This is a genomic window from Dokdonia sp. Asnod3-C12, from assembly GCF_045063975.1.
Classification (GTDB): domain Bacteria; phylum Bacteroidota; class Bacteroidia; order Flavobacteriales; family Flavobacteriaceae; genus Dokdonia.
The window spans coordinates 1,443,074-1,460,483 of sequence record NZ_JBEFNY010000003.1 but is presented as its reverse complement, the minus strand read 5'-3'; the positions used below and the strand labels follow the sequence as shown (position 1 = coordinate 1,460,483).

21 protein-coding genes are annotated in these 17,410 nt (G+C 38.6%); 6 read left to right on the top strand and 15 right to left on the bottom strand.

The genetic code is table 11. The annotated features are described in order from the left end of the window. The first annotated feature begins 105 nt into the window (after positions 1–105). Together ACJJVW_RS06745 and ACJJVW_RS06740 are read left to right on the top strand one after the other, a co-directional pair. Complete coding sequence (locus ACJJVW_RS06745) at positions 106–615, top strand: hypothetical protein (protein ID WP_405251147.1); 510 nt, start codon at positions 106–108, stop codon at positions 613–615. A 117-nt stretch (positions 616–732) separates the two neighbouring features. After that, positions 733–918, top strand: coding sequence for a CsbD family protein (locus tag ACJJVW_RS06740; protein WP_013750728.1), 186 nt, complete (start codon positions 733–735; stop codon positions 916–918). A 45-nt stretch (positions 919–963) separates the two neighbouring features. On the opposite strand, the gene ACJJVW_RS06735 is transcribed toward ACJJVW_RS06740, so the two are convergent. After that, positions 964–1,473, bottom strand: coding sequence for an acyl-CoA thioesterase (locus ACJJVW_RS06735; RefSeq protein ID WP_108877412.1), 510 nt, complete (start codon positions 1,471–1,473; stop codon positions 964–966). 67 nt (positions 1,474–1,540) lie between these two features. Beyond that, a complete protein-coding gene (locus ACJJVW_RS06730; protein WP_405251146.1) occupies positions 1,541–2,476 on the bottom strand; it encodes an SPOR domain-containing protein in 936 nt (311 codons plus the stop codon). Between the two features lie 101 nt (positions 2,477–2,577). Between ACJJVW_RS06730 and dprA the strand changes: the two genes are divergently transcribed. From dprA to lysM, 3 genes are all read left to right on the top strand, one after another. Next, positions 2,578–3,681 carry a DNA-processing protein DprA gene (gene dprA / locus ACJJVW_RS06725; RefSeq protein WP_405251145.1) on the top strand — a complete coding sequence of 368 codons (1,104 nt, stop codon included), beginning with the start codon at positions 2,578–2,580 and terminating at the stop codon, positions 3,679–3,681. A 197-nt stretch (positions 3,682–3,878) separates the two neighbouring features. Continuing rightward, entirely contained in the window at positions 3,879–4,841 is a 963-nt protein-coding gene (locus tag ACJJVW_RS06720; protein WP_405251144.1) for a nicotinic acid mononucleotide adenyltransferase, read from the top strand. A gap of 279 nt (positions 4,842–5,120) precedes the next feature. Beyond that, complete coding sequence (gene lysM / locus ACJJVW_RS06715) at positions 5,121–5,621, top strand: peptidoglycan-binding protein LysM (protein ID WP_405221777.1); 501 nt, start codon at positions 5,121–5,123, stop codon at positions 5,619–5,621. A gap of 93 nt (positions 5,622–5,714) precedes the next feature. On the opposite strand, the gene ACJJVW_RS06710 is transcribed toward lysM, so the two are convergent. The 13 genes from ACJJVW_RS06710 to ACJJVW_RS06650 all read right to left on the bottom strand — a co-directional run bounded on the left by ACJJVW_RS06710 (position 5,715) and on the right by ACJJVW_RS06650 (position 15,540). After that, the gene (locus tag ACJJVW_RS06710) at positions 5,715–6,044 is read right to left on the bottom strand and encodes a hypothetical protein (RefSeq protein ID WP_405251143.1); all 330 of its coding nucleotides are present in this window, start codon (positions 6,042–6,044) and stop codon (positions 5,715–5,717) included. An 11-nt stretch (positions 6,045–6,055) separates the two neighbouring features. Next, a complete protein-coding gene (nadD, locus tag ACJJVW_RS06705) occupies positions 6,056–6,634 on the bottom strand; it encodes a nicotinate (nicotinamide) nucleotide adenylyltransferase (protein WP_405251142.1) in 579 nt (192 codons plus the stop codon). An 18-nt stretch (positions 6,635–6,652) separates the two neighbouring features. Beyond that, positions 6,653–6,997, bottom strand: coding sequence for a HopJ type III effector protein (locus tag ACJJVW_RS06700; RefSeq protein ID WP_405251141.1), 345 nt, complete (start codon positions 6,995–6,997; stop codon positions 6,653–6,655). A 7-nt stretch (positions 6,998–7,004) separates the two neighbouring features. After that, on the bottom strand, positions 7,005–7,604 hold the full coding sequence (gene gmk, locus ACJJVW_RS06695) for a guanylate kinase (RefSeq protein WP_298323530.1): 600 nt from the start codon (positions 7,602–7,604) through the stop codon (positions 7,005–7,007). Next, a complete protein-coding gene (locus ACJJVW_RS06690) occupies positions 7,604–8,467 on the bottom strand; it encodes a YicC/YloC family endoribonuclease (RefSeq protein ID WP_298323531.1) in 864 nt (287 codons plus the stop codon). Before ACJJVW_RS06690 ends, gmk begins: the two co-directional genes overlap by 1 nt. 171 nt (positions 8,468–8,638) lie before the next feature. Continuing rightward, complete coding sequence (locus tag ACJJVW_RS06685; RefSeq protein WP_405251140.1) at positions 8,639–8,974, bottom strand: hypothetical protein; 336 nt, start codon at positions 8,972–8,974, stop codon at positions 8,639–8,641. Beyond that, positions 8,971–9,339, bottom strand: a complete 369-nt coding sequence (locus ACJJVW_RS06680) for an SdpI family protein (protein ID WP_405251139.1) — start codon at positions 9,337–9,339, stop codon at positions 8,971–8,973. The genes ACJJVW_RS06685 and ACJJVW_RS06680 overlap by 4 nt, the downstream gene beginning before the upstream one ends. 28 nt (positions 9,340–9,367) lie before the next feature. Beyond that, the gene (locus tag ACJJVW_RS06675; protein ID WP_405251138.1) at positions 9,368–10,126 is read right to left on the bottom strand and encodes a DUF1080 domain-containing protein; all 759 of its coding nucleotides are present in this window, start codon (positions 10,124–10,126) and stop codon (positions 9,368–9,370) included. A 3-nt stretch (positions 10,127–10,129) separates the two neighbouring features. Further along, on the bottom strand, positions 10,130–10,888 hold the full coding sequence (locus ACJJVW_RS06670; RefSeq protein ID WP_379952845.1) for a DUF1080 domain-containing protein: 759 nt from the start codon (positions 10,886–10,888) through the stop codon (positions 10,130–10,132). Positions 10,889–10,897: 9 nt separating this feature from the next. Next, positions 10,898–11,950 (bottom strand): sugar phosphate isomerase/epimerase, encoded by a 1,053-nt coding sequence (locus tag ACJJVW_RS06665; protein ID WP_035335192.1) that lies wholly within the window; start codon positions 11,948–11,950, stop codon positions 10,898–10,900. Positions 11,951–12,031: 81 nt separating this feature from the next. Further along, positions 12,032–13,168 (bottom strand): Gfo/Idh/MocA family protein, encoded by a 1,137-nt coding sequence (locus tag ACJJVW_RS06660; RefSeq protein ID WP_405251137.1) that lies wholly within the window; start codon positions 13,166–13,168, stop codon positions 12,032–12,034. A gap of 153 nt (positions 13,169–13,321) precedes the next feature. Beyond that, the gene (locus tag ACJJVW_RS06655) at positions 13,322–14,545 is read right to left on the bottom strand and encodes a nucleoside permease (protein ID WP_405251136.1); all 1,224 of its coding nucleotides are present in this window, start codon (positions 14,543–14,545) and stop codon (positions 13,322–13,324) included. A gap of 5 nt (positions 14,546–14,550) precedes the next feature. Continuing rightward, the gene (locus ACJJVW_RS06650; protein WP_405251135.1) at positions 14,551–15,540 is read right to left on the bottom strand and encodes a sugar phosphate isomerase/epimerase family protein; all 990 of its coding nucleotides are present in this window, start codon (positions 15,538–15,540) and stop codon (positions 14,551–14,553) included. A 190-nt stretch (positions 15,541–15,730) separates the two neighbouring features. On the opposite strand from ACJJVW_RS06650, the gene ACJJVW_RS06645 reads away from it, so the two are divergent. Beyond that, positions 15,731–17,410 carry a GMC oxidoreductase gene (locus ACJJVW_RS06645; RefSeq protein ID WP_405253065.1) on the top strand — a complete coding sequence of 560 codons (1,680 nt, stop codon included), beginning with the start codon at positions 15,731–15,733 and terminating at the stop codon, positions 17,408–17,410.

The window sequence follows — 17,410 nt, the reverse complement described above, 5'->3', positions numbered from 1 at the left end:
TACGCTTTCGCGAAAGCGTAACACTTATTACTATTTGGCATTTACCTAGCTTATTTTGTAATAAGCTTAACACAAGAGTGTTAGGCATGGTGTAATTTTAGGGGTATGAGACATTATATCTACCTACTCTTCTTATGTATCACCTCGTTTATGAGCGCTCAAGCAACCCCAGCCTCTGGAGAATCATTTTTAAATATTAAGGCTGTAGGAGCTATAGCTAATAATGTGGGAGAACTCAACAAGGAATTTTATGATCAAACACGTACGCTATTTGTGGGCGCCTCTGTAGGTTATAAATCCATGATACAAATGGGTATATCAAGATCAAGAGTAGGCAATGATGAAGTGCTTGAGTTTCCGCTTATTTTTAGATATCAGGCTACAAAGGGTATAAGCACTTATATGGGATTACAAGGACAAGTGGTGAGAGGACTTAATACTAATGGGGCGATGTTTACAGAACTTTCTCCTACCATGGGAGTTGATGTACAATTTACACCAGAGTGGGATGCAGGCATTCAGTTTTTTACACCTGTATACAAAAATGATGCAGCTCCTGCACTTAACTACGAGTTGTCACATCCTATAAAATTAAGAACGGGTATTAAGTTCTAGTCTAAGCACTCTTAGTAATGTAGGTTTTAGGATAACCATAACATTTTTTAATATTCTCTTATTACAATAAAGCGCTCATTAAAAGTAATTTAGCAATGAACTTAAAAAGAGAAGATTATGAACAGCACAGAACTAGAAGGAAAGTGGAATCAAGTAAAAGGAGATTTTAAACAGAAATACGGAAAGCACTTTGACGACGACGAGACATTTGCAGATGGAAAATTTGATGAAGTTGTAGGTCGTATCCAAGAAAAAACTGGAAAAACCAAAGAAGCTATTAAAGAAGAAGTAGAAAAGTGGTAACCACCACAAGCATAAAAAAAGCCTCCAATTGGAGGCCTTTTTGTGTTATATAAATAAAGCTTTAAGCTCTGTTGCGTCTTCTGGTTTCATCTTACCAGCGAGCACAAGAGATAGTTGCTTACGTCGCAGTGCGGCGTCATATCGTTTCTTCTCAAGATCAGACTCTGGAGTTACCTGTGGTACTAAAACTGGGATTCCTTGCTCATCTACGGCAACAAAGGTGTAGATTGCTTCATTAGCCTGCGATTTTAAGCCGCTCTCACGGTCTTCTATCCACACATCAATCACTATCTCCATAGAGGTTCTAAAAGCGCGAGAAATCTTTGCTTCTACAGTTACTACGCTTCCTAGAGGAACCATGCGGTTAAAGGCTACGTGGTTTACAGATGCAGTTACTACAATACGACGAGAATGTCTTCTTGCAGCAATACTTGCAGCTCTATCCATACGAGCGAGTAACTCACCTCCAAAGAGATTACCCAAAGGGTTAGTCTCACTAGGTAGTACTAAATCTGTTAGTGTTGTTTTTGAATCAGTAGGCGTACGTGCTTGCATTACATTTCAATTTTGGCGCAAAGGTACGTCAAACTCGAAAGGTTAAAAATGAAAATCTAATAAAGGATTATTCCATTTCTTGCACAAGAAGCCACGCTTCCTTATTATCTGTACTGCGTATAGACTTTAATGCGGCAAGAGCTTCTTGAGAGTCTGTATAGCTTCCATACACTACTTGATGAAGGCCATATTTATTAGTTCCTATCTTGCGAGCCTTAAAACCTTGTTCTGTAAGTTGGTCCACACGTGTTTGTGCATTTTCTTCCATACGGAAAGCTCCTGCAACAATATGATAGCTCCCTACAGGCTTCGTAAGTGATAGCTTAATTGCTGGTAGCGGATTAGGTATCTCAAAAGTAGCTTCTTGAATTTTATCTTCTAGTTGCTTTTCTGCCTCTTGATGAGAAACATAGTTATGCTGCTCTACATCTTTTACATAGTTAAATCCTACAGCGCCTATAAGGCCAAAAGCTATTACAGCTGCAGCTGCATACTTCATCCACGAGCTCATTGCCTTGCGTTCTGGAGTAAAAGCTATAGGGGTCGTGCTTTCTAGAGCAGTAACTTCCTCTTTGTACACTTCTCTTAAAATCTCTGGAGAGGTAAATGAAGAAAGACCAAAAGAATCTGTAAGATAATTAAGGTGGTATGATGGCTCAAATTGTAACCTGCTTTCTGTGTCTAGAGAAAGAGTACCTATGTTTGATAGTGTTTGTGCTTCTCCCTTGTGAAGACTGTCAAAAAGAAAACGCACGTATGTTTTAATGCGGGTACTCGCTTCCTCATGAGGGATCATCTCAGTTTTAGAAATATAATTTGCTAGCAATCCATCACTATCTGTAAGTTGCGCGTTAAAAGAAAGTTTCTTCTTAGGCGGGTAGAAGGCATGGGTTGTTGAGTGAATCTGTGCACTCTGGATTTGAGTCAAAAACGCCCCAAAACCAGGTAATATCACACATTCATATCTATATAATAAATCGCTTATGTACTGATCTAACTGCATAATTCAAAATTAATCAAAATGCACAACCCTCCAAGATTTAGTCATTTATTTTATTAACAGATATAATAGTTGTTACTTAGATGTCTTAAAATCAACAGTTAATGTCCGAAAAAGAATTGCTTTCCTTGCTTACATTACAACATACTCCTAATCTAGGTGATGGTACTATCAAGAAATTAATACAACAATTTGGGAGTGCAGAGGAGGTACTAAAACAGCCTAAAACCACGCTTCTCAAAATAGATGGTATAGGAAATCATAAACTTAGTGCCTTTGGTGAGGGGAAGTATTACGCTTTCGCGAAAGAAGAGCTTTCATTCATTCAGTCTAATGATATTAAGGCAACTACCTACACGGACCCAGACTATCCACAGCGGTTGAAATATTGTATAGATGGACCAGTTGTGCTCTTTTCTAGAGGAAATATTAACTGGAATAATCCGCGAATTATAAGTATTGTGGGCACTCGTAAGATCACTACTTATGGTGAACATTTCTTAAAAAAGTTTATAAAAGAGATAGCTCCGCTTAATCCGCTTATTGTCTCTGGTTTTGCATATGGTGTAGATATTACAGCACATAAAGCGTGTATTGACCACGGTTTACAAAACATAGGCGTACTTGCTCACGGCCTTAATCAAGTGTATCCTAAAGTACATAGTAAGTATATGAGCGGAGTAGAGGCAAACGGTGGTTTTGTTACAGATTTTTGGAGTCGTAGTAGTTTTGTGCATACTAACTTCTTGCAGCGCAACCGGATTATAGCGGGCCTCTCTGAGGCTACTATTGTGATTGAATCTGCAGAGAAAGGAGGATCACTTGTAACGGCAGATTTTGCAAATGGCTACAATCGCGATGTATTTGCGGTACCAGGTCGAGCAGACGATAAGCAAAGTTTAGGTTGTAATAATCTCCTCAAACAACAACGAGCAAATCTCATGACAAGCGCTGCAGATCTGATGTATATTCTCAACTGGAAACTAGAAGAAAAGCAGCAGCCAGCCATTCAAAAACAACTTTTTGTAGAACTCACAGAAGAAGAGAAGGTAGTGTGGCGATTCCTTAACGAGAATGGAAAGGAGCTTATGGATATTATTGCTCTCAACTGCAAGCTACCCACCTTTAAAATCGCGAGTATATTATTGCAAATGGAACTTAAAGGAGTGGTAAGACCTTTACCTGGGAAGTTGTTTGAGTTGACGTAATCTTTAAAATATTTTGAGAGGTTTGGTTATGAGTTAGTTGCTCTCATCGTAAGTGAATATTTTATATATAATGCACTTTTAAGAGGTTGAGAACATTTTGGCGAAAGCGAAATTAAAACATAATCAACTAATAATTAGATATTTATATTTTTGGCACGCCGTTTGAATACTGTTAAGGGAATCAAAAAACAAACAGTATGAAAACGATCAAAAAATTATTTGCAGTAGCGCTTATCGCAGCTCTATTTACTTCTTGTTATACAGAAGAGATCGTAGTAGTAGATCCTTATGTTGAAGTAAATAATGGACCTTCACTTAATCAAGTGTTGAGTCAGTTTGAAATATTTTATGTAGATATCGATGCCTCTTCTGGTAATCTTACCGTACCATTTTTACAAAAGGCATTTACAGTATCCTTTAGAAACGGAACCATCTTTGCAAACAATAACTTATCTGGTTTAGGTCAGAATGGTGCAGGATTTGGTATTGATGTGGGAGCATATGACACTTTTGGGTATGAGCTAGATGCTTATCATGATCTAGATGGAGATTATTCTTTTGATGTACGTGTATTATCTAGCAATGAGATAGAGTTATTTCACCCGTCTACAGGAGCAGTATATATTCTAGTAGGATACCAAAGAAGCACTTTTGACTATGACTTGGTTTTCTATAACAATATCCACTACTTCTTACAAGAATTTGAAGCTTGGGAAAAAATATACACTAGTGAAGAAGGAGCAATAAACCCATTTGATAATGAGAATTTCTTACAGTTTTTACCTGCGGGACAGTCTGGAAACTTTAGAAGCTCTGAAGATGGAAACGGAACGTCTACAAATAACATTTTTTGGGATTATGATGGAATCTATGATGTAAATGATGTGCCTGGAGATTTCTACTTGAAGACTTTAACATTAGATTATAATTTTCCAGACAATGAGTTCTTTGACCTTACCGTTATTGATGATGAAACGATAGAGCTGTATCAAGTAAATACGGGAACTACTTACCAGTTTAGAGGTAGAGGGTATATCCAGTTTAGAACAGCAACAGATGGAAAGAGTAAAAATGCGCCGAAAATTCGTAAGAAAACGGCAGACATTAAAGCAGAAATAAAAGCGCTTACCGCAAAGAAAGCAGCAGCGCTTAAAAAGTAACAATCACCGCACTAGCCACGGCAGTGTGATTCAAGAATTTTTGGTTGGTTATTTAGTTGGAGAATCCTTACCTAAGTGTTACTTAGTGTGAGGATTCTCTTTTTTTGGGAAGTGGCTCATGTGAATAAGATTTTACAAAAACATAGATGATCTGCTTAAATGTTAGGTAAGGGTTAATATACGTTGAGATTTACTAAAGTCATCATAACAATAGATTGATAACTCTAGCTTTTTTGTAACTTCCGTACTCAATAAAAACACTAACTAAATATTATAACTATGGGATTATTTTCATTCATTAAAAATGCAGGAGCAAAAGTTTTTGGAATAGGAAAAACAGATGCAGAAGAAGCAGCAGAAAAAGCAGCAGTAGCCGAAGAAAAAATTGCAATGGCAAACGCTAAAGCAGCAAGTAACATGGCAGAAACAATTAATGACTTAGGTCTTGATGTTGATAACCTTGATATCTCAATAGATGGAGATGTTGCTGTAGTTACTGGAAGTGCAAACGATCAAGCAACTAAAGAAAAGGTAATCCTGGTAGTAGGAAACTCTACAGGTATTGCAACGGTAGATGATAGACTTACAGTAGAGAATCCAGAGCCAGAAGCTCGTTTCTACACAGTAGTAAGCGGAGATTCTTTAAGCAAGATCTCAAAAGCGATGTACGGAGATCCAATGAAGTACCCACAAATCTTTGAAGCAAACAAACCAATGCTTAAGGATGTAGATAAGATTTATCCAGGTCAAGTATTACGTATTCCTCACTTAGAGAAATAAAAGAAAGCGCTCAAGCGCGATTATAGACTAATTAAAAGAACAAATATGAAAGACGATAGTCTGGAATGTTTGTTCTTTTTTTGTTTGTAGTAATTAAGATAGCTGACTAAAAACCTCTAAAACTTTTTTAGAAAGGTTCATTAAGAAAAATAGCCAGAAAATAACTGCTATAATTGCAAAAACGCGAGCCTTAGCGAGCTTACGGCTTTGAGGTTCCTTTCTAGCTTTGAGATATTTGATGATAGTAAGTATACTAGATGCAATAAATAAGGCAACCGTAAATCCCAAGAGAAAATCAGGTAAATCATTATCCGAAGCTTTTACACGTTGTAAAGCGAGGTGTACAAGAAATGAAATAACCATCAAGATACCGTAGTAGGTAGCCTCTTTACTATTTTGCTGTGTTAAATCCCGTTTAGACATAGACTTATAACCTATTTATAAAAGTTCATTTGATCGATGTAAGTATGAACCTCAGGGGGTAATAAGGGTCTTATATTTTTACCATCCTTAATAGCTTTACGAATCATTGTAGAAGAAATTTCCATAATAGGAGCGTCTACTTTGTGAATCTTTGAGTGGTTATCAAACTGTGTTTCAGCCGTACCTTCAGAGATTCTAGGATATACATATATGTCATGACGCTCAAGAATAACTTCGTAGTTTTTCCATTTATGAAGACTTTTAAGATTGTCTTCTCCCATGATTAAGCAAAACTCATGCTGAGGATACTTTTCTTCTAGATGAGCTAGTGTGTATACTGTATAGTTAGGTTGTGGTAAATTGAACTCAATATTGCTTGGCTCTATTTTATCATAGGTTTCAAGAGCTTCTAAGACCATCTGATAACGATGATTGTTATCTAGTAAGCTACTCTTTTTCTTAAATGGATTATGTGGCGTGATGACCATCCAGATTTTGTCTAGGTCGCTATACTCTGCCATGTGATTTGCAATCGCAAGATGCCCTATGTGAATAGGGTTAAATGTTCCGAAGTAGAGACCTATTTTCAATGGAGTAGTATTTATGTGTTATTTCTTATGGAGAGGATTTGCATCAAAGGAAATACCATCCCAGCCGTGCTGCATGAAGTTTCTAATGTTTTGGTGATCTGTACCCTCTGGGTTTTGTAGTACATCTTCTCTGTAATATGCGCCAAAACAGTGTAGTGTGTCACTTTTATTCAACCCTTGGCCTTTTGCAAAACCGAATAACTTGCAAGAGCCATTGTTCTCACCGCTTTCATTACGAATGTCTCCGTTTGTAAAGGAGCTAGGCGTAAAAGTATATAGAGATTCTATAACCTCCATGGTATCGGTAAATTGAATATCACTAGGTGTGGTAGCAAGTTTGGTTTTAAAATCTTGTAATGTCATCTTGATGTTATTTTACAAAATCAGTAACAAGTGTTACAGCCTCTCTAAGTGCTTTGTCTAGATTGTCATTAAGAATGATATGATCAAACTGTGGTGCCGTAGCTAGCTCTACAGAAGCTTTTGCGATACGCATGTTAATCTTATCCTCACTCTCTGTGCTACGCTTCTTAAGGCGTATTTTAAGCTCGTCTACACTAGGTGGTTTTACAAATACAGCAAGTGTCTTATCTGGAAATTTCTTTTTGATACGTAAACCTCCCACAACATCAATATCAAAAATCACATGTTTGCCCATGGCCCAGATACGTTGTACCTCGCTCCACAGTGTTCCATAAAAGTTATCGCGGTAAACTTCTTCCCACTCTAGAAAGTCGTCTGCCTTGATGTGATTTTTAAATTCTTTGAGATCTATAAAATAATAGTCCTTCCCATTCTTTTCTTCTCCACGAGACTCACGACTCGTTGCAGAGATACTAAACTCAAGGTTTAATTCTTCTTGTGCTAGAAGGTGTCTTACTATCGTTGTTTTTCCACTTCCTGAAGGTGCCGAAAATACGATGAGCTTTCCTTGATGTTCACTATTATTATCTTCTGGTTGCTTTGCCATTAGAGTACATTTAAAACTTGCTCCTTTATTTTTTCTAGTTCGTCCTTCATTTGCACTACCAGCTGCTGCATAGGTGCATAGTTAGACTTAGATCCTACTGTATTAATCTCGCGACCTATTTCTTGACCTATAAAGCCAAGTTTCTTACCGTTAGAATCATCAGATTCTAGCGCTTCTGTAAAGTAATCTAGGTGATTTTTTAAGCGAACTTTTTCCTCAGTAATGTCATATTTCTCTAGGTAATAGATAAGCTCTTGCTCAAAGCGATTCTCATCTACATTTACTTTAAGATCAGAAACAGCTTTCTCAAGCCTTACTTTTACATCACTCAGTCTATCTACATCAAGTACAATAACCTCTTCCAGCAAGCGCTGTAGGTTTGCAATACGTAGTTCAAACTCCGTTTTAAGAGAATTCCCTTCATCTAGACGGTACTTGTTTATTTCCTTAAGTGCTTCCTCTAGATTTGATACAATCGATGTGTACTCGTTTTCATCTAGTTCCTCACGTTCTGTTTTAAGAGCATCTGGAAGGCGCATTGCCATTTTAAGAAGTTCTGTCTCGCTAGGATTTCCACTCACAGCATCAGAGAGCTGAGCCATATAAGCGTTTACCACCGTTCCATTAATAACTGTATTGGTGTTTTCTCCAGTACTTTCTACATAAAGACCTACATCAATCTTACCGCGTTCTAGTGCTTTTGCAACCATATTGCGCAGGGCAAGTTCTTTCTCACGATAGGTAGAAGGTATACGAGCATTGAGATCTAGATTTTTGCTGTTAAGCGATTTGATCTCTATTGTAATTTTTTTTCCAGGAAGTTGTAGTACACTTTTCCCAAAACCAGTCATCGATTTTATCATTCGGCAAAGATAAAGGTTCAGTTATTAATTATGAATGGGGTTTGTACGCTTTCGCGAAAGCATAGTTGTATTACCATAATCTTGTAATTAAGAGTATTTAAGTCGTGCTTACATACAATCATTCAAGACGTTTGGTTAATGCAATCAAATTTTCGCGAAAGCGAGACAATCTTATTTTATTTTATCAGTCATATATGAGCGCACTTGGTAATTTGCTAAAATCACATATGCTATAAGCGCAACATAACCGCCGTATGCTGCATATGGGCTTTCAAGAAAGAACAAACAGCTGCAAATTGCAAAAAGCGCAATGGTGCCAATGCCATATTTTTGAGCCAAAAACGAGTACGCACTATTCCAAGTGGCTTGATCTCTCATCCACCATTCTGGAGATTTTGCTAAGAATGAGTTACCCAATGACGGGGGGAAGTAACGCGTATTTATAAATAATGCTAGACTTATGAGTGCTGGCGCTAGCGTGGTGAGTATTGTAGGGAGATCTATCATTTTTTATTTCCTTCTTGGTCAAAATTGTTTTTTAGAAATTGACTTGTTCTTAATGCTCCAAATAAAATACCACCTAACAATACTATCAAAAAAATAAGAAGTGAATAAGGTGTTTTTAAAAAACTTAGAACAACGGTAATCACAAATAAAATAAGTGCGTGGTTTATAAACATAATCGAACTATGTTTATTTGCTGCTGTCCATATCTCTTGGTTTTTCATAGAGTGTCGCGTGCGGTAACCGTATAATTTATTGATTTTTACGGGAGGATTTTTCCAGTAAAAAACAGCGATACAGAGCATGATAAAAGCAATGGTGATCATTGCCCAAATTACTTCTTGATTTACCGTTGCAAGATCTTTCATGTTTTTCAATTGGTTTAGTTAGAGTTTTTTAGAGCTTACGTAACCAAATATTTCTATACCCTACACCACTCATATCACCGTGATCTTGAAGGATGATAGGGCCATCACCATGCGCATTATTTTTAGGAAATCCTATATACTCTGTGCTTCCTTGTATCTCATAGTTGTCTTGAACAAGCACGCCATTGAGTAATACTGTGAGCGTACCAGCTTTAGTTCTTTTTCCTGCGCTGTCAAATTCTGGCGCATGGAAGACAATATCATAGGTGTTCCACTCTCCAGTAGGTTTTGCAGCCATCACATCTGGTGCTTTTTGCTTGTAAATAGAGCCTACCATACCGTTTACATAGGTATCGTTGTTATTATTATTTAAGATTTGCACTTCGTACAAGCCTTGAAAAAACACACCGCTATTACTTCTGTTTTGGTTAGTCTGTGTGTTGTTTGGATCACTGCGCCATTCTAGGTGTAATTGTACACTCCCGAAGTCCTCTTTGGTCACAATATCTCCCGTCTTATCTTTTACGGTCATACTACCGTCTTGATTAATCGTCCACTTAGGAGCGCCGCCGTCGTTTTTACTTTTCCAAGCGTTGAGGTTTGTGCCGTCAAACAATACCACAGCATCACTAGGGATACCGGTCTGCCCGTTTATGGCAACCTTTGCAGGTTTTGGACCCCATACTTCTGTTTGTTCTGGTTTCGTTGGTTCATCACCCACATTTCCTGAGCCGCACGATATAATGGTTAGTGCTGTTGCGATAATTCCTAAATGGTATAATTTCATAATCTATAATTCTTTTATTGTAATGTTGCGGTACCATACTTTATCTCCGTGATCTTGGAGACCTATGTGACCTTCTTGATATTTACCAAAGCCTTTCCAGTCTGCAAACTTAGTCTTTGCAACCATAGCATCCCACTCTTCGCCATTTACGGGGAAGGTGTATGCTTCTTTATCATTAAGGCTTACTTTACCTAGATTGCTATCGTGATTGATATAAAGCGTTACTTTATTCCACTCACCAGCGGGATTGATCATACCGTCTGCAGGTTTTATCATATCATAAAGAGATCCTGCTTTGTGCGTTCCATTTGCCACCTTTGCATCTGGGTGACGCTCGTCATCTAGCACTTGTATTTCTGGGCCAGTTTCATAAGCTTCTTTAAACTCTGTTGATTCCTTTACACCCCAAAAGATGCCACTGTTACCACCTTCAGAAACTTTCCACTCTAGATTGAGTTCAAAGTTTTTATAGGTGTTTTTTGTAATGATGTTTTTACCACCTTCTTCCCCAGGCGTAAAAGCCATTGCTCCATCTTCTATGGTCCAATTGTCGTGCATACCGTCTGTACCATATCCTTTCCAAGCGTTGAGGTTAGAGCCGTCAAAAAGAACAACTTTATCACTAGGATCGGCAATTTTTTTGCCACCTATAGAGAAAGTGTTTCCTTCTCCGCTCCTAATGTCTACAACCGTGGTTTTAGTTTCATTTTTACAAGCAAATGCCATTAAAGCCACTGCTGCGATATAAATTGTTCTCTTCATAATTGTGTTTTAAAGTCCCAGTATCTTTTTTAACTGCTCCTTGTCAATATCTTCCCCTGCAAAATCATCAAAGCGTTTTTGTGTTGCCTCGATAATATGTGAAGCGATAAATGGTGCACCTTCTCGAGCTCCTTGCTCAGGACTTTTTACACAACATTCCCACTCCATCACTGCCCAAACGTCACAACCGTATTCTGTGAGTTTAGTAAAAATGGTTTTAAAGTCTATCTGTCCATCGCCCGGAGAGCGGTAACGCCCAGCGCGATCTTGCCAGTCACTGTAACCGCCAAAAGTACCGCGCTTCCCATCTGGTTTAAACTCAGAATCTTTTACATGAAAGGCCTTTATAAACTCGTGATAGTGGTCTATGTATGCGATATAATCGAGTTGCTGTAACACAAAGTGACTTGGGTCATATAAAATATTACAACGCTTGTGATTACCTGTAGCTTCTAGAAAACGCTCAAAAGTCACTCCGTCGTGTAAATCTTCACCAGGGTGAATCTCATAAGCCACATCTACACCACATTCATCATAGGTATTGAGTATAGGTAACCATCGTTTGGCTAGTTCTTCAAACCCCATCTCAACAAGTCCTGCAGGACGTTGTGGCCAAGGGTGCATGGTGTGCCAAAGCAACGAACCACTAAACGTCGCGCTCACATCAAGACCTAGATGTTTACTTGCGTGTGCTGCGCTTATTACTTGCTTGCGAGCCCATTCCGTACGCTTCTTTGGATTGTTTTTACAATCATCTGGAGCAAAATTATCAAACATCAAATCATAAGCAGGATGTACTGCGACTAGTTGTCCTTGTAGGTGTGTAGAGAGCTCTGTAATCTCAAGCCCATAGTCATTTACTTTCCCTTTAAGTTCATCACAGTAGGTTTTACTCTCTCCAGCTGTGGTGAGGTCAATTAATCTATTTTCCCAAGTTGGGATTTGTATTCCTTTATACCCAAGGTCTGCTGCCCATTTACACAATCCGTCTAGCGAATTAAATGGAGCTTTGTCATCCATAAACTGGGCGAGAAATACTGCGGGTCCTTTTATTGTTTTCATTGGATATATTTTTTTCATTCTCGCAAAGGCGAGAATCCTTTCAGTTGTTGTTTTTTACGCTTTCGCGAAAGCGTACTTATACTACTCTAAATCTACCCACACATTCCCATCACGATGAGATTGCACGGCTTTCTCTATAAAATTCATTCCTCGCACGCCATCTGTCATCCCTGGAAATTCACCTGAATTGTAGTCTTCTCCACGTATTGCCTTAGCAACACCTTTATAGATATTACCCATTGCATCAAAAATTCCTTCTGGGTGTCCTGGAGGTAGTTTTGTGCCGTCTAGCGATAGCGCACTGTTATAAGCGTGGCCTGGTTTAAGCACGCGCATAGGTTGTCCATCTTCTAGTAAATAAAGATAGTTAGGGTTTTCTTGCTCCCACTTGAGACCTGCTTTTGTACCATAGATAGCTACGGTAAAGTTGTTCTCCTCACCCGTTGCTATTTGACTAGATCGCAATACACCTTTTGTGTATTCATCTAGGCGTAGTAATACGGTACCGTCTATATCCATCTCATTATCTGCATATAGATGGTTGAGGTCTGCAAGTACAGATTTAATTTTCTTACCAGTTACAAACTCTAGCATCTGGTAAGCGTGAACGCCTATATCACCAAGACAGCAAGAAATTCCAGATTTCTCAGGCATTAATCGCCAGGTGCTATTGCGCTGCTCCTTGTCGTGTATGAGGTTATTAATCCAGCCTTGGTAATACTGAGCGTCTACCTTTTGTATCTCGCCTAGTTCTCCATTTGCTATCATTTCCCTCATCTGGCGTACCATAGGATACCCAGTATAGGTGTGTGTGAGTCCAAAAACGTTTCCATTCTTCTTTTGGATAGCCTCAAGCTCTAGCGCCTCTGCGTGCGTCATGGTCATAGGCTTCTCACAAATCACGTTAAAGCCAGCTTCTAGAAGCTGCTTTGCCATCGGGAAGTGTAAAAAGTTAGGTGTAAGTATAGACACCACCTGCATGCGCTGGTCTACTGGGAGCGCGGTTTCCTTTTCTATAAGCTCCGTTAGATCTTTATAAATACGATCTGTCGGGATGCCTATTTGAGTAGCAAAGTCTTTGCTTATCTCTATATCTGGGTTAAAAGAACCACCTACTAGCTGGTATGCGTCAAACATACTTGCCGCCACGCGGTGCAACACACCTATTAAACTATCTCCGCCGCCACCTAGGACGCCCCATCTTATTTTATTGCTCATTGTGTTGTGTTTTTATTTGCCGATTTCCATTTCCCTGTCTTAAAGGGTGTGTAAATCGACTTTTTAGATTTTTATTTATACTGAGTATATTATTACTTGTCCTAAAAAAGTCCACCCTTCAAGGTAGGGGAAAAACTTTTTAAGCCTGAACTACTACTCCGTATATTCTATTTTTTCTTCTTTAAATAGCACTGCAAATATCACAAATACTGCTGCTGCAAAAATTGCTGGGAATATCCATACAGAGTTCCAATCGTGACCTTCACCTACAATGTTTGCATCTGTTATTTTTCCTGCCACATAAAAACCTACTAACATCCCTACACCGTAAGTAGCAAGTGTGATAAGCCCTTGAGCTGCACTCTTGATTTTTGGCCCAGCTTTGCTGTCTGTATAAATCTGTCCAGATACAAAGAAGAAATCATAACAGATACCGTGAAGTACAATCCCCGTGATAACCATAAAGAATAAATCTCCAGTGTTTCCGTAAGCAAATAATAAATAGCGTAATGTCCACGCTAACATTCCTACTAGGATAGTCTTCTTAAATCCAAACTTCTTAAAGAAGAAAGGAAGTAATAACATAAACACTACCTCAGATACTTGACCAATAGAAGCTAATGCTGTAGATTTTTCTACACCAGATTCTGTAAGGAACGGACTTAAGTTTTGGTAGTAAAATGCAAGTGGAATACAGATAAGTACAGAAGAAAGGAAAAACACTAAGAAATTTCTATCCTTAAGTAAATCTAGCGCTTCAAGACCTAAAATATCTTTGATAGCAACTTTTTCTCCTTTTGCACTTGGTGGTGTTTTAGGAAGTGTAAAACTAAAAACGCCTAATACTGCCGAAGCTATAGCCGTCATTACAAATGTATTCTTAAGCATGCCTGATGCAATAGCATCTTGTGAATCCCATCCAAAAGCAAAGCTGATTAACAATCCAGCTACAATCCACCCTATTGTTCCCCATACGCGTATGAATGGAAAATCTTTTGAAGGATCTTTCATTTGATTAAACGCAACGGAATTTACAAGTGCTAGTGTAGGCATATAAGCAATCATATACCCTAAAACATAAGGATAAAAGACAGCTGAGTCTGTTGCTTGAGACATCATATACATTAATGCAGCGCCAATGATGTGAAGTACACCTAGTATGCGCTCTGCATTAAAAAATCGATCTGCAATAAGACCTATAATAAATGGTGCAATTATAGCACCCCAAGATTGTGTTGAGAATGCTGCTGCAATTTCTCCTCCTTCTGCATTCAGGTTATTGCCCATGAATGTGCCTAAGGTCACAAACCAGCCTCCCCAAATAAAGAACTCGAGGAACATCATAAAAGATAACTGGAATTTAGTAGTTGATTTCATAGGGCTTATTTTAGATTGTCTATTGATTTTTGAACTAGTGCTTTAGTAAGAGCGATGCCTTCTTTTGGATCTTCTAGAGGTCCTTCATATTCTGTACCTACATATCCTTCAAAACCACTATCGGCAACGATTTGCATTAATCGTTGGTAGTCTAATTTTGTCTCATTACCATTTTCATCAAAGTTATATGACTTTGCAGACACTCCTTTTGCAAACGGCATCATTTCTTCTATTCCTTTATAAGTATCATATTCTAACACACAAGGAGCGCTCCAGCGTTCTCCACCTTCACGTTTAACGCAAAAGTTTCCAAAATCAGGCAAAACACCTACTGTTTCCATATTAACCTCTTTCATCACAGCAATAAGCTTTTCTCCATCGCTTGACCATCCTCCGTGGTTTTCTATGATTACGTTTACACCTACTTCTTTACCGTAAGCTCCTAGCTCTTTAAGAGATGCTACAGATAGAGCATGCCATTTTACAGGATCTAGCTCTCCAAAGAGATTTGCTCTTACCGAGTGTGCTCCCATAAGTTTTGCTGCATCCATCCATATTTTGTGATTTGCAATAGCTTCTTCTAGTTTTTTAGGGTCTGGATCTGCTAGTTCACCAGCATGATCAACCATAATAAGAACGTTATCCATTCCTGCAGCAGTTGCCTTATCATTAAGGTCGTTTGCAAGTTTCATTACACGTTCTTTATAATCTGTCCCTACTTCAGCAACAGATGGATATAGTTGTGTCACATATTCTACTCCGGTAAAACCAAGATCTTTGGCAATTTGCGGGAATTCCATCGGGTCCATAGTACCATCTTGAAACGGTTTGTGAAGTGACCATTGAGCTAGCGAATGTTTGAAAGTTGGAGCTGTTTTTTGAGAATTTTCAATTTCAGCTTTCGCGGAAGCGTTATCACCCTCTTTTTTTTGATCTGTTTTACAAGAAAAGAGTGTAAATGCGCATAAAAATGCTCCTAGAAGATATTTTTTCATAATATAATTTAATTGGAGGGTAGAACTATAACGTTTTCGCCCGTGAATTACTGTTAAATCTAGTGTTTGACTAAGGTAACCTTTTTCTCATATTAACAAAAAACAACTTAAAATTTATATATTTGGTAAACTACATCACAATTTTTTTTCATTAATACAATATATAGTGAACACAGCCAACGAAAACGAAATGTACGACGCAATCGTCGTAGGCTCAGGAATCTCCGGAGGATGGGCAGCAAAAGAGTTATGTGAGAATGGTATGAAAACGCTTGTTTTAGAGCGTGGTCGTATGGTTAATCACATTGAAGACTACCCTACTATGCATAAAGACCCTTGGGACTTTGAGTTAAAGGGTAATAATAGTGTAGAAGTAGAGGCTCGTTATGAGAAGCAAGCTCGTACGGGTTATGTTCATAAAGCAGAGAGTCGTCACTTTTTTGTAGATGATGTAGATCATCCTTATAATGAGACAAAACGTTTTGACTGGATACGTGGATATCACGTGGGAGGTCGTTCTATTATGTGGGGACGCCAGAGTTACCGTTTATCTGATATTGATTTTGAAGCAAATAAAAAAGAAGGCATAGCCGTAGACTGGCCAGTGCGTTATAGCGATATTTCTCCTTGGTATGATAAGGTGGAAGAGTATATCTCTGTTTCTGGAGAAAACTTAGGACTTGAAGTATTACCTGATGGTAAATTCTCACCTCCTATGGAACTTAACTGTGTAGAGGAAGTACTTAAGAAAAACATGGCCGAAAATTATAAAGACGGTCGTTTACTTACTATTGGGCGTGTTGCGCACATTACAGGAGCAAAAACATATGATGGTCGCTCTGCTTGCCAGTTTAGAAATCGCTGTGTGAGAGGATGTCCTTTTGGAGGATACTTCTCAAGTAACTCATCTACATTACCAGCTGCCGAGCGTACAGGAAATATGACGTTACGTCCATTTTCTATTGTGACAGAAGTGGTGTATGATGATAAAACAGGGAAGGCAACTGGAGTAAAAGTTACCGATCAAGAGACCATGGAGACTATGGAGTTTAAAGCAAAGACCGTTTTCCTTTGTGCTTCTGCAATTGCAACTGCTAGTATTCTTATGAACTCTAAGAGTGAGCGTTTCCCTAATGGAATGGGTAATGACTCTGGAGAGCTAGGTCATAACTTAATGGATCACCACTTTAAAGCAGGAGCAACTGCAAAGTGGGATGGTGATAAAGACAAATATTACAAAGGACGTCGTCCTAATGGATTATATATTCCTCGTTTTAGAAACATAGGCGGAGTAACAGATCAAAAAACTTTTAAGCGTGGATACGGTTATCAAGGTGGTGCAGGTCGTGGTGATTACCAACCACAAATTGCCGAAGCAGGATATGGAGCAAAGCTTAAAGAAGAGATTCAAAAACCAGGAGGATGGACTATGAGTCTTATGGGCTTTGGAGAGTGTCTTCCTTACCATGAGAACAAAATGACGCTAGATTATAATGATCTTGATAAATGGGGACAACCTAAGGTAAACTTTGACGCAGAGTGGAAAGAGAATGAGTGGGAAATGCGTAAGGATATGATTGCAAGTGCAAAAGATATGCTTAAAAAGGCTGGATTTACAGATATCCAGACTATGGATGATCCTAGTGCTCCGGGTAACGGAATACATGAAATGGGTACGGCTCGTATGGGTCGTGATCCTAAGACATCAGTTTGTAACGGTAATAACCAGTTACACGCTGTTCCTAACGTTTATGTAACAGACGGAGCGTTTATGACCTCTGCAAGTTGTGTAAACCCATCACTCACATATATGGCTTTTAGCGCACGTGCTGCAAATCACGCTGCTGCTCAAATCAAAAAAGAAGCGTAA

Bases quoted from the DNA above. Each gene is read 5' to 3' on its own strand.
- ACJJVW_RS06745 (WP_405251147.1), top strand. From the start codon at position 106: ATGAGACATTATATCTACCTACTCTTCTTATGTATCACCTCGTTTATG.
- ACJJVW_RS06740 (WP_013750728.1), top strand. From the start codon at position 733: ATGAACAGCACAGAACTAGAAGGAAAGTGGAATCAAGTAAAAGGAGAT.
- ACJJVW_RS06735 (WP_108877412.1), bottom strand. From the start codon at position 1,473: ATGCAAGCACGTACGCCTACTGATTCAAAAACAACACTAACAGATTTA.
- ACJJVW_RS06730 (WP_405251146.1), bottom strand. From the start codon at position 2,476: ATGCAGTTAGATCAGTACATAAGCGATTTATTATATAGATATGAATGT.
- dprA (WP_405251145.1), top strand. From the start codon at position 2,578: ATGTCCGAAAAAGAATTGCTTTCCTTGCTTACATTACAACATACTCCT.
- ACJJVW_RS06720 (WP_405251144.1), top strand. From the start codon at position 3,879: ATGAAAACGATCAAAAAATTATTTGCAGTAGCGCTTATCGCAGCTCTA.
- lysM (WP_405221777.1), top strand. From the start codon at position 5,121: ATGGGATTATTTTCATTCATTAAAAATGCAGGAGCAAAAGTTTTTGGA.
- ACJJVW_RS06710 (WP_405251143.1), bottom strand. From the start codon at position 6,044: ATGTCTAAACGGGATTTAACACAGCAAAATAGTAAAGAGGCTACCTAC.
- ACJJVW_RS06700 (WP_405251141.1), bottom strand. From the start codon at position 6,997: ATGACATTACAAGATTTTAAAACCAAACTTGCTACCACACCTAGTGAT.
- gmk (WP_298323530.1), bottom strand. From the start codon at position 7,604: ATGGCAAAGCAACCAGAAGATAATAATAGTGAACATCAAGGAAAGCTC.
- ACJJVW_RS06690 (WP_298323531.1), bottom strand. From the start codon at position 8,467: ATGATAAAATCGATGACTGGTTTTGGGAAAAGTGTACTACAACTTCCT.
- ACJJVW_RS06685 (WP_405251140.1), bottom strand. From the start codon at position 8,974: ATGATAGATCTCCCTACAATACTCACCACGCTAGCGCCAGCACTCATA.
- ACJJVW_RS06680 (WP_405251139.1), bottom strand. From the start codon at position 9,339: ATGAAAGATCTTGCAACGGTAAATCAAGAAGTAATTTGGGCAATGATC.
- ACJJVW_RS06675 (WP_405251138.1), bottom strand. From the start codon at position 10,126: ATGAAATTATACCATTTAGGAATTATCGCAACAGCACTAACCATTATA.
- ACJJVW_RS06670 (WP_379952845.1), bottom strand. From the start codon at position 10,888: ATGAAGAGAACAATTTATATCGCAGCAGTGGCTTTAATGGCATTTGCT.
- ACJJVW_RS06665 (WP_035335192.1), bottom strand. From the start codon at position 11,950: ATGAAAACAATAAAAGGACCCGCAGTATTTCTCGCCCAGTTTATGGAT.
- ACJJVW_RS06660 (WP_405251137.1), bottom strand. From the start codon at position 13,168: ATGAGCAATAAAATAAGATGGGGCGTCCTAGGTGGCGGCGGAGATAGT.
- ACJJVW_RS06655 (WP_405251136.1), bottom strand. From the start codon at position 14,545: ATGAAATCAACTACTAAATTCCAGTTATCTTTTATGATGTTCCTCGAG.
- ACJJVW_RS06650 (WP_405251135.1), bottom strand. From the start codon at position 15,540: ATGAAAAAATATCTTCTAGGAGCATTTTTATGCGCATTTACACTCTTT.
- ACJJVW_RS06645 (WP_405253065.1), top strand. From the start codon at position 15,731: ATGTACGACGCAATCGTCGTAGGCTCAGGAATCTCCGGAGGATGGGCA.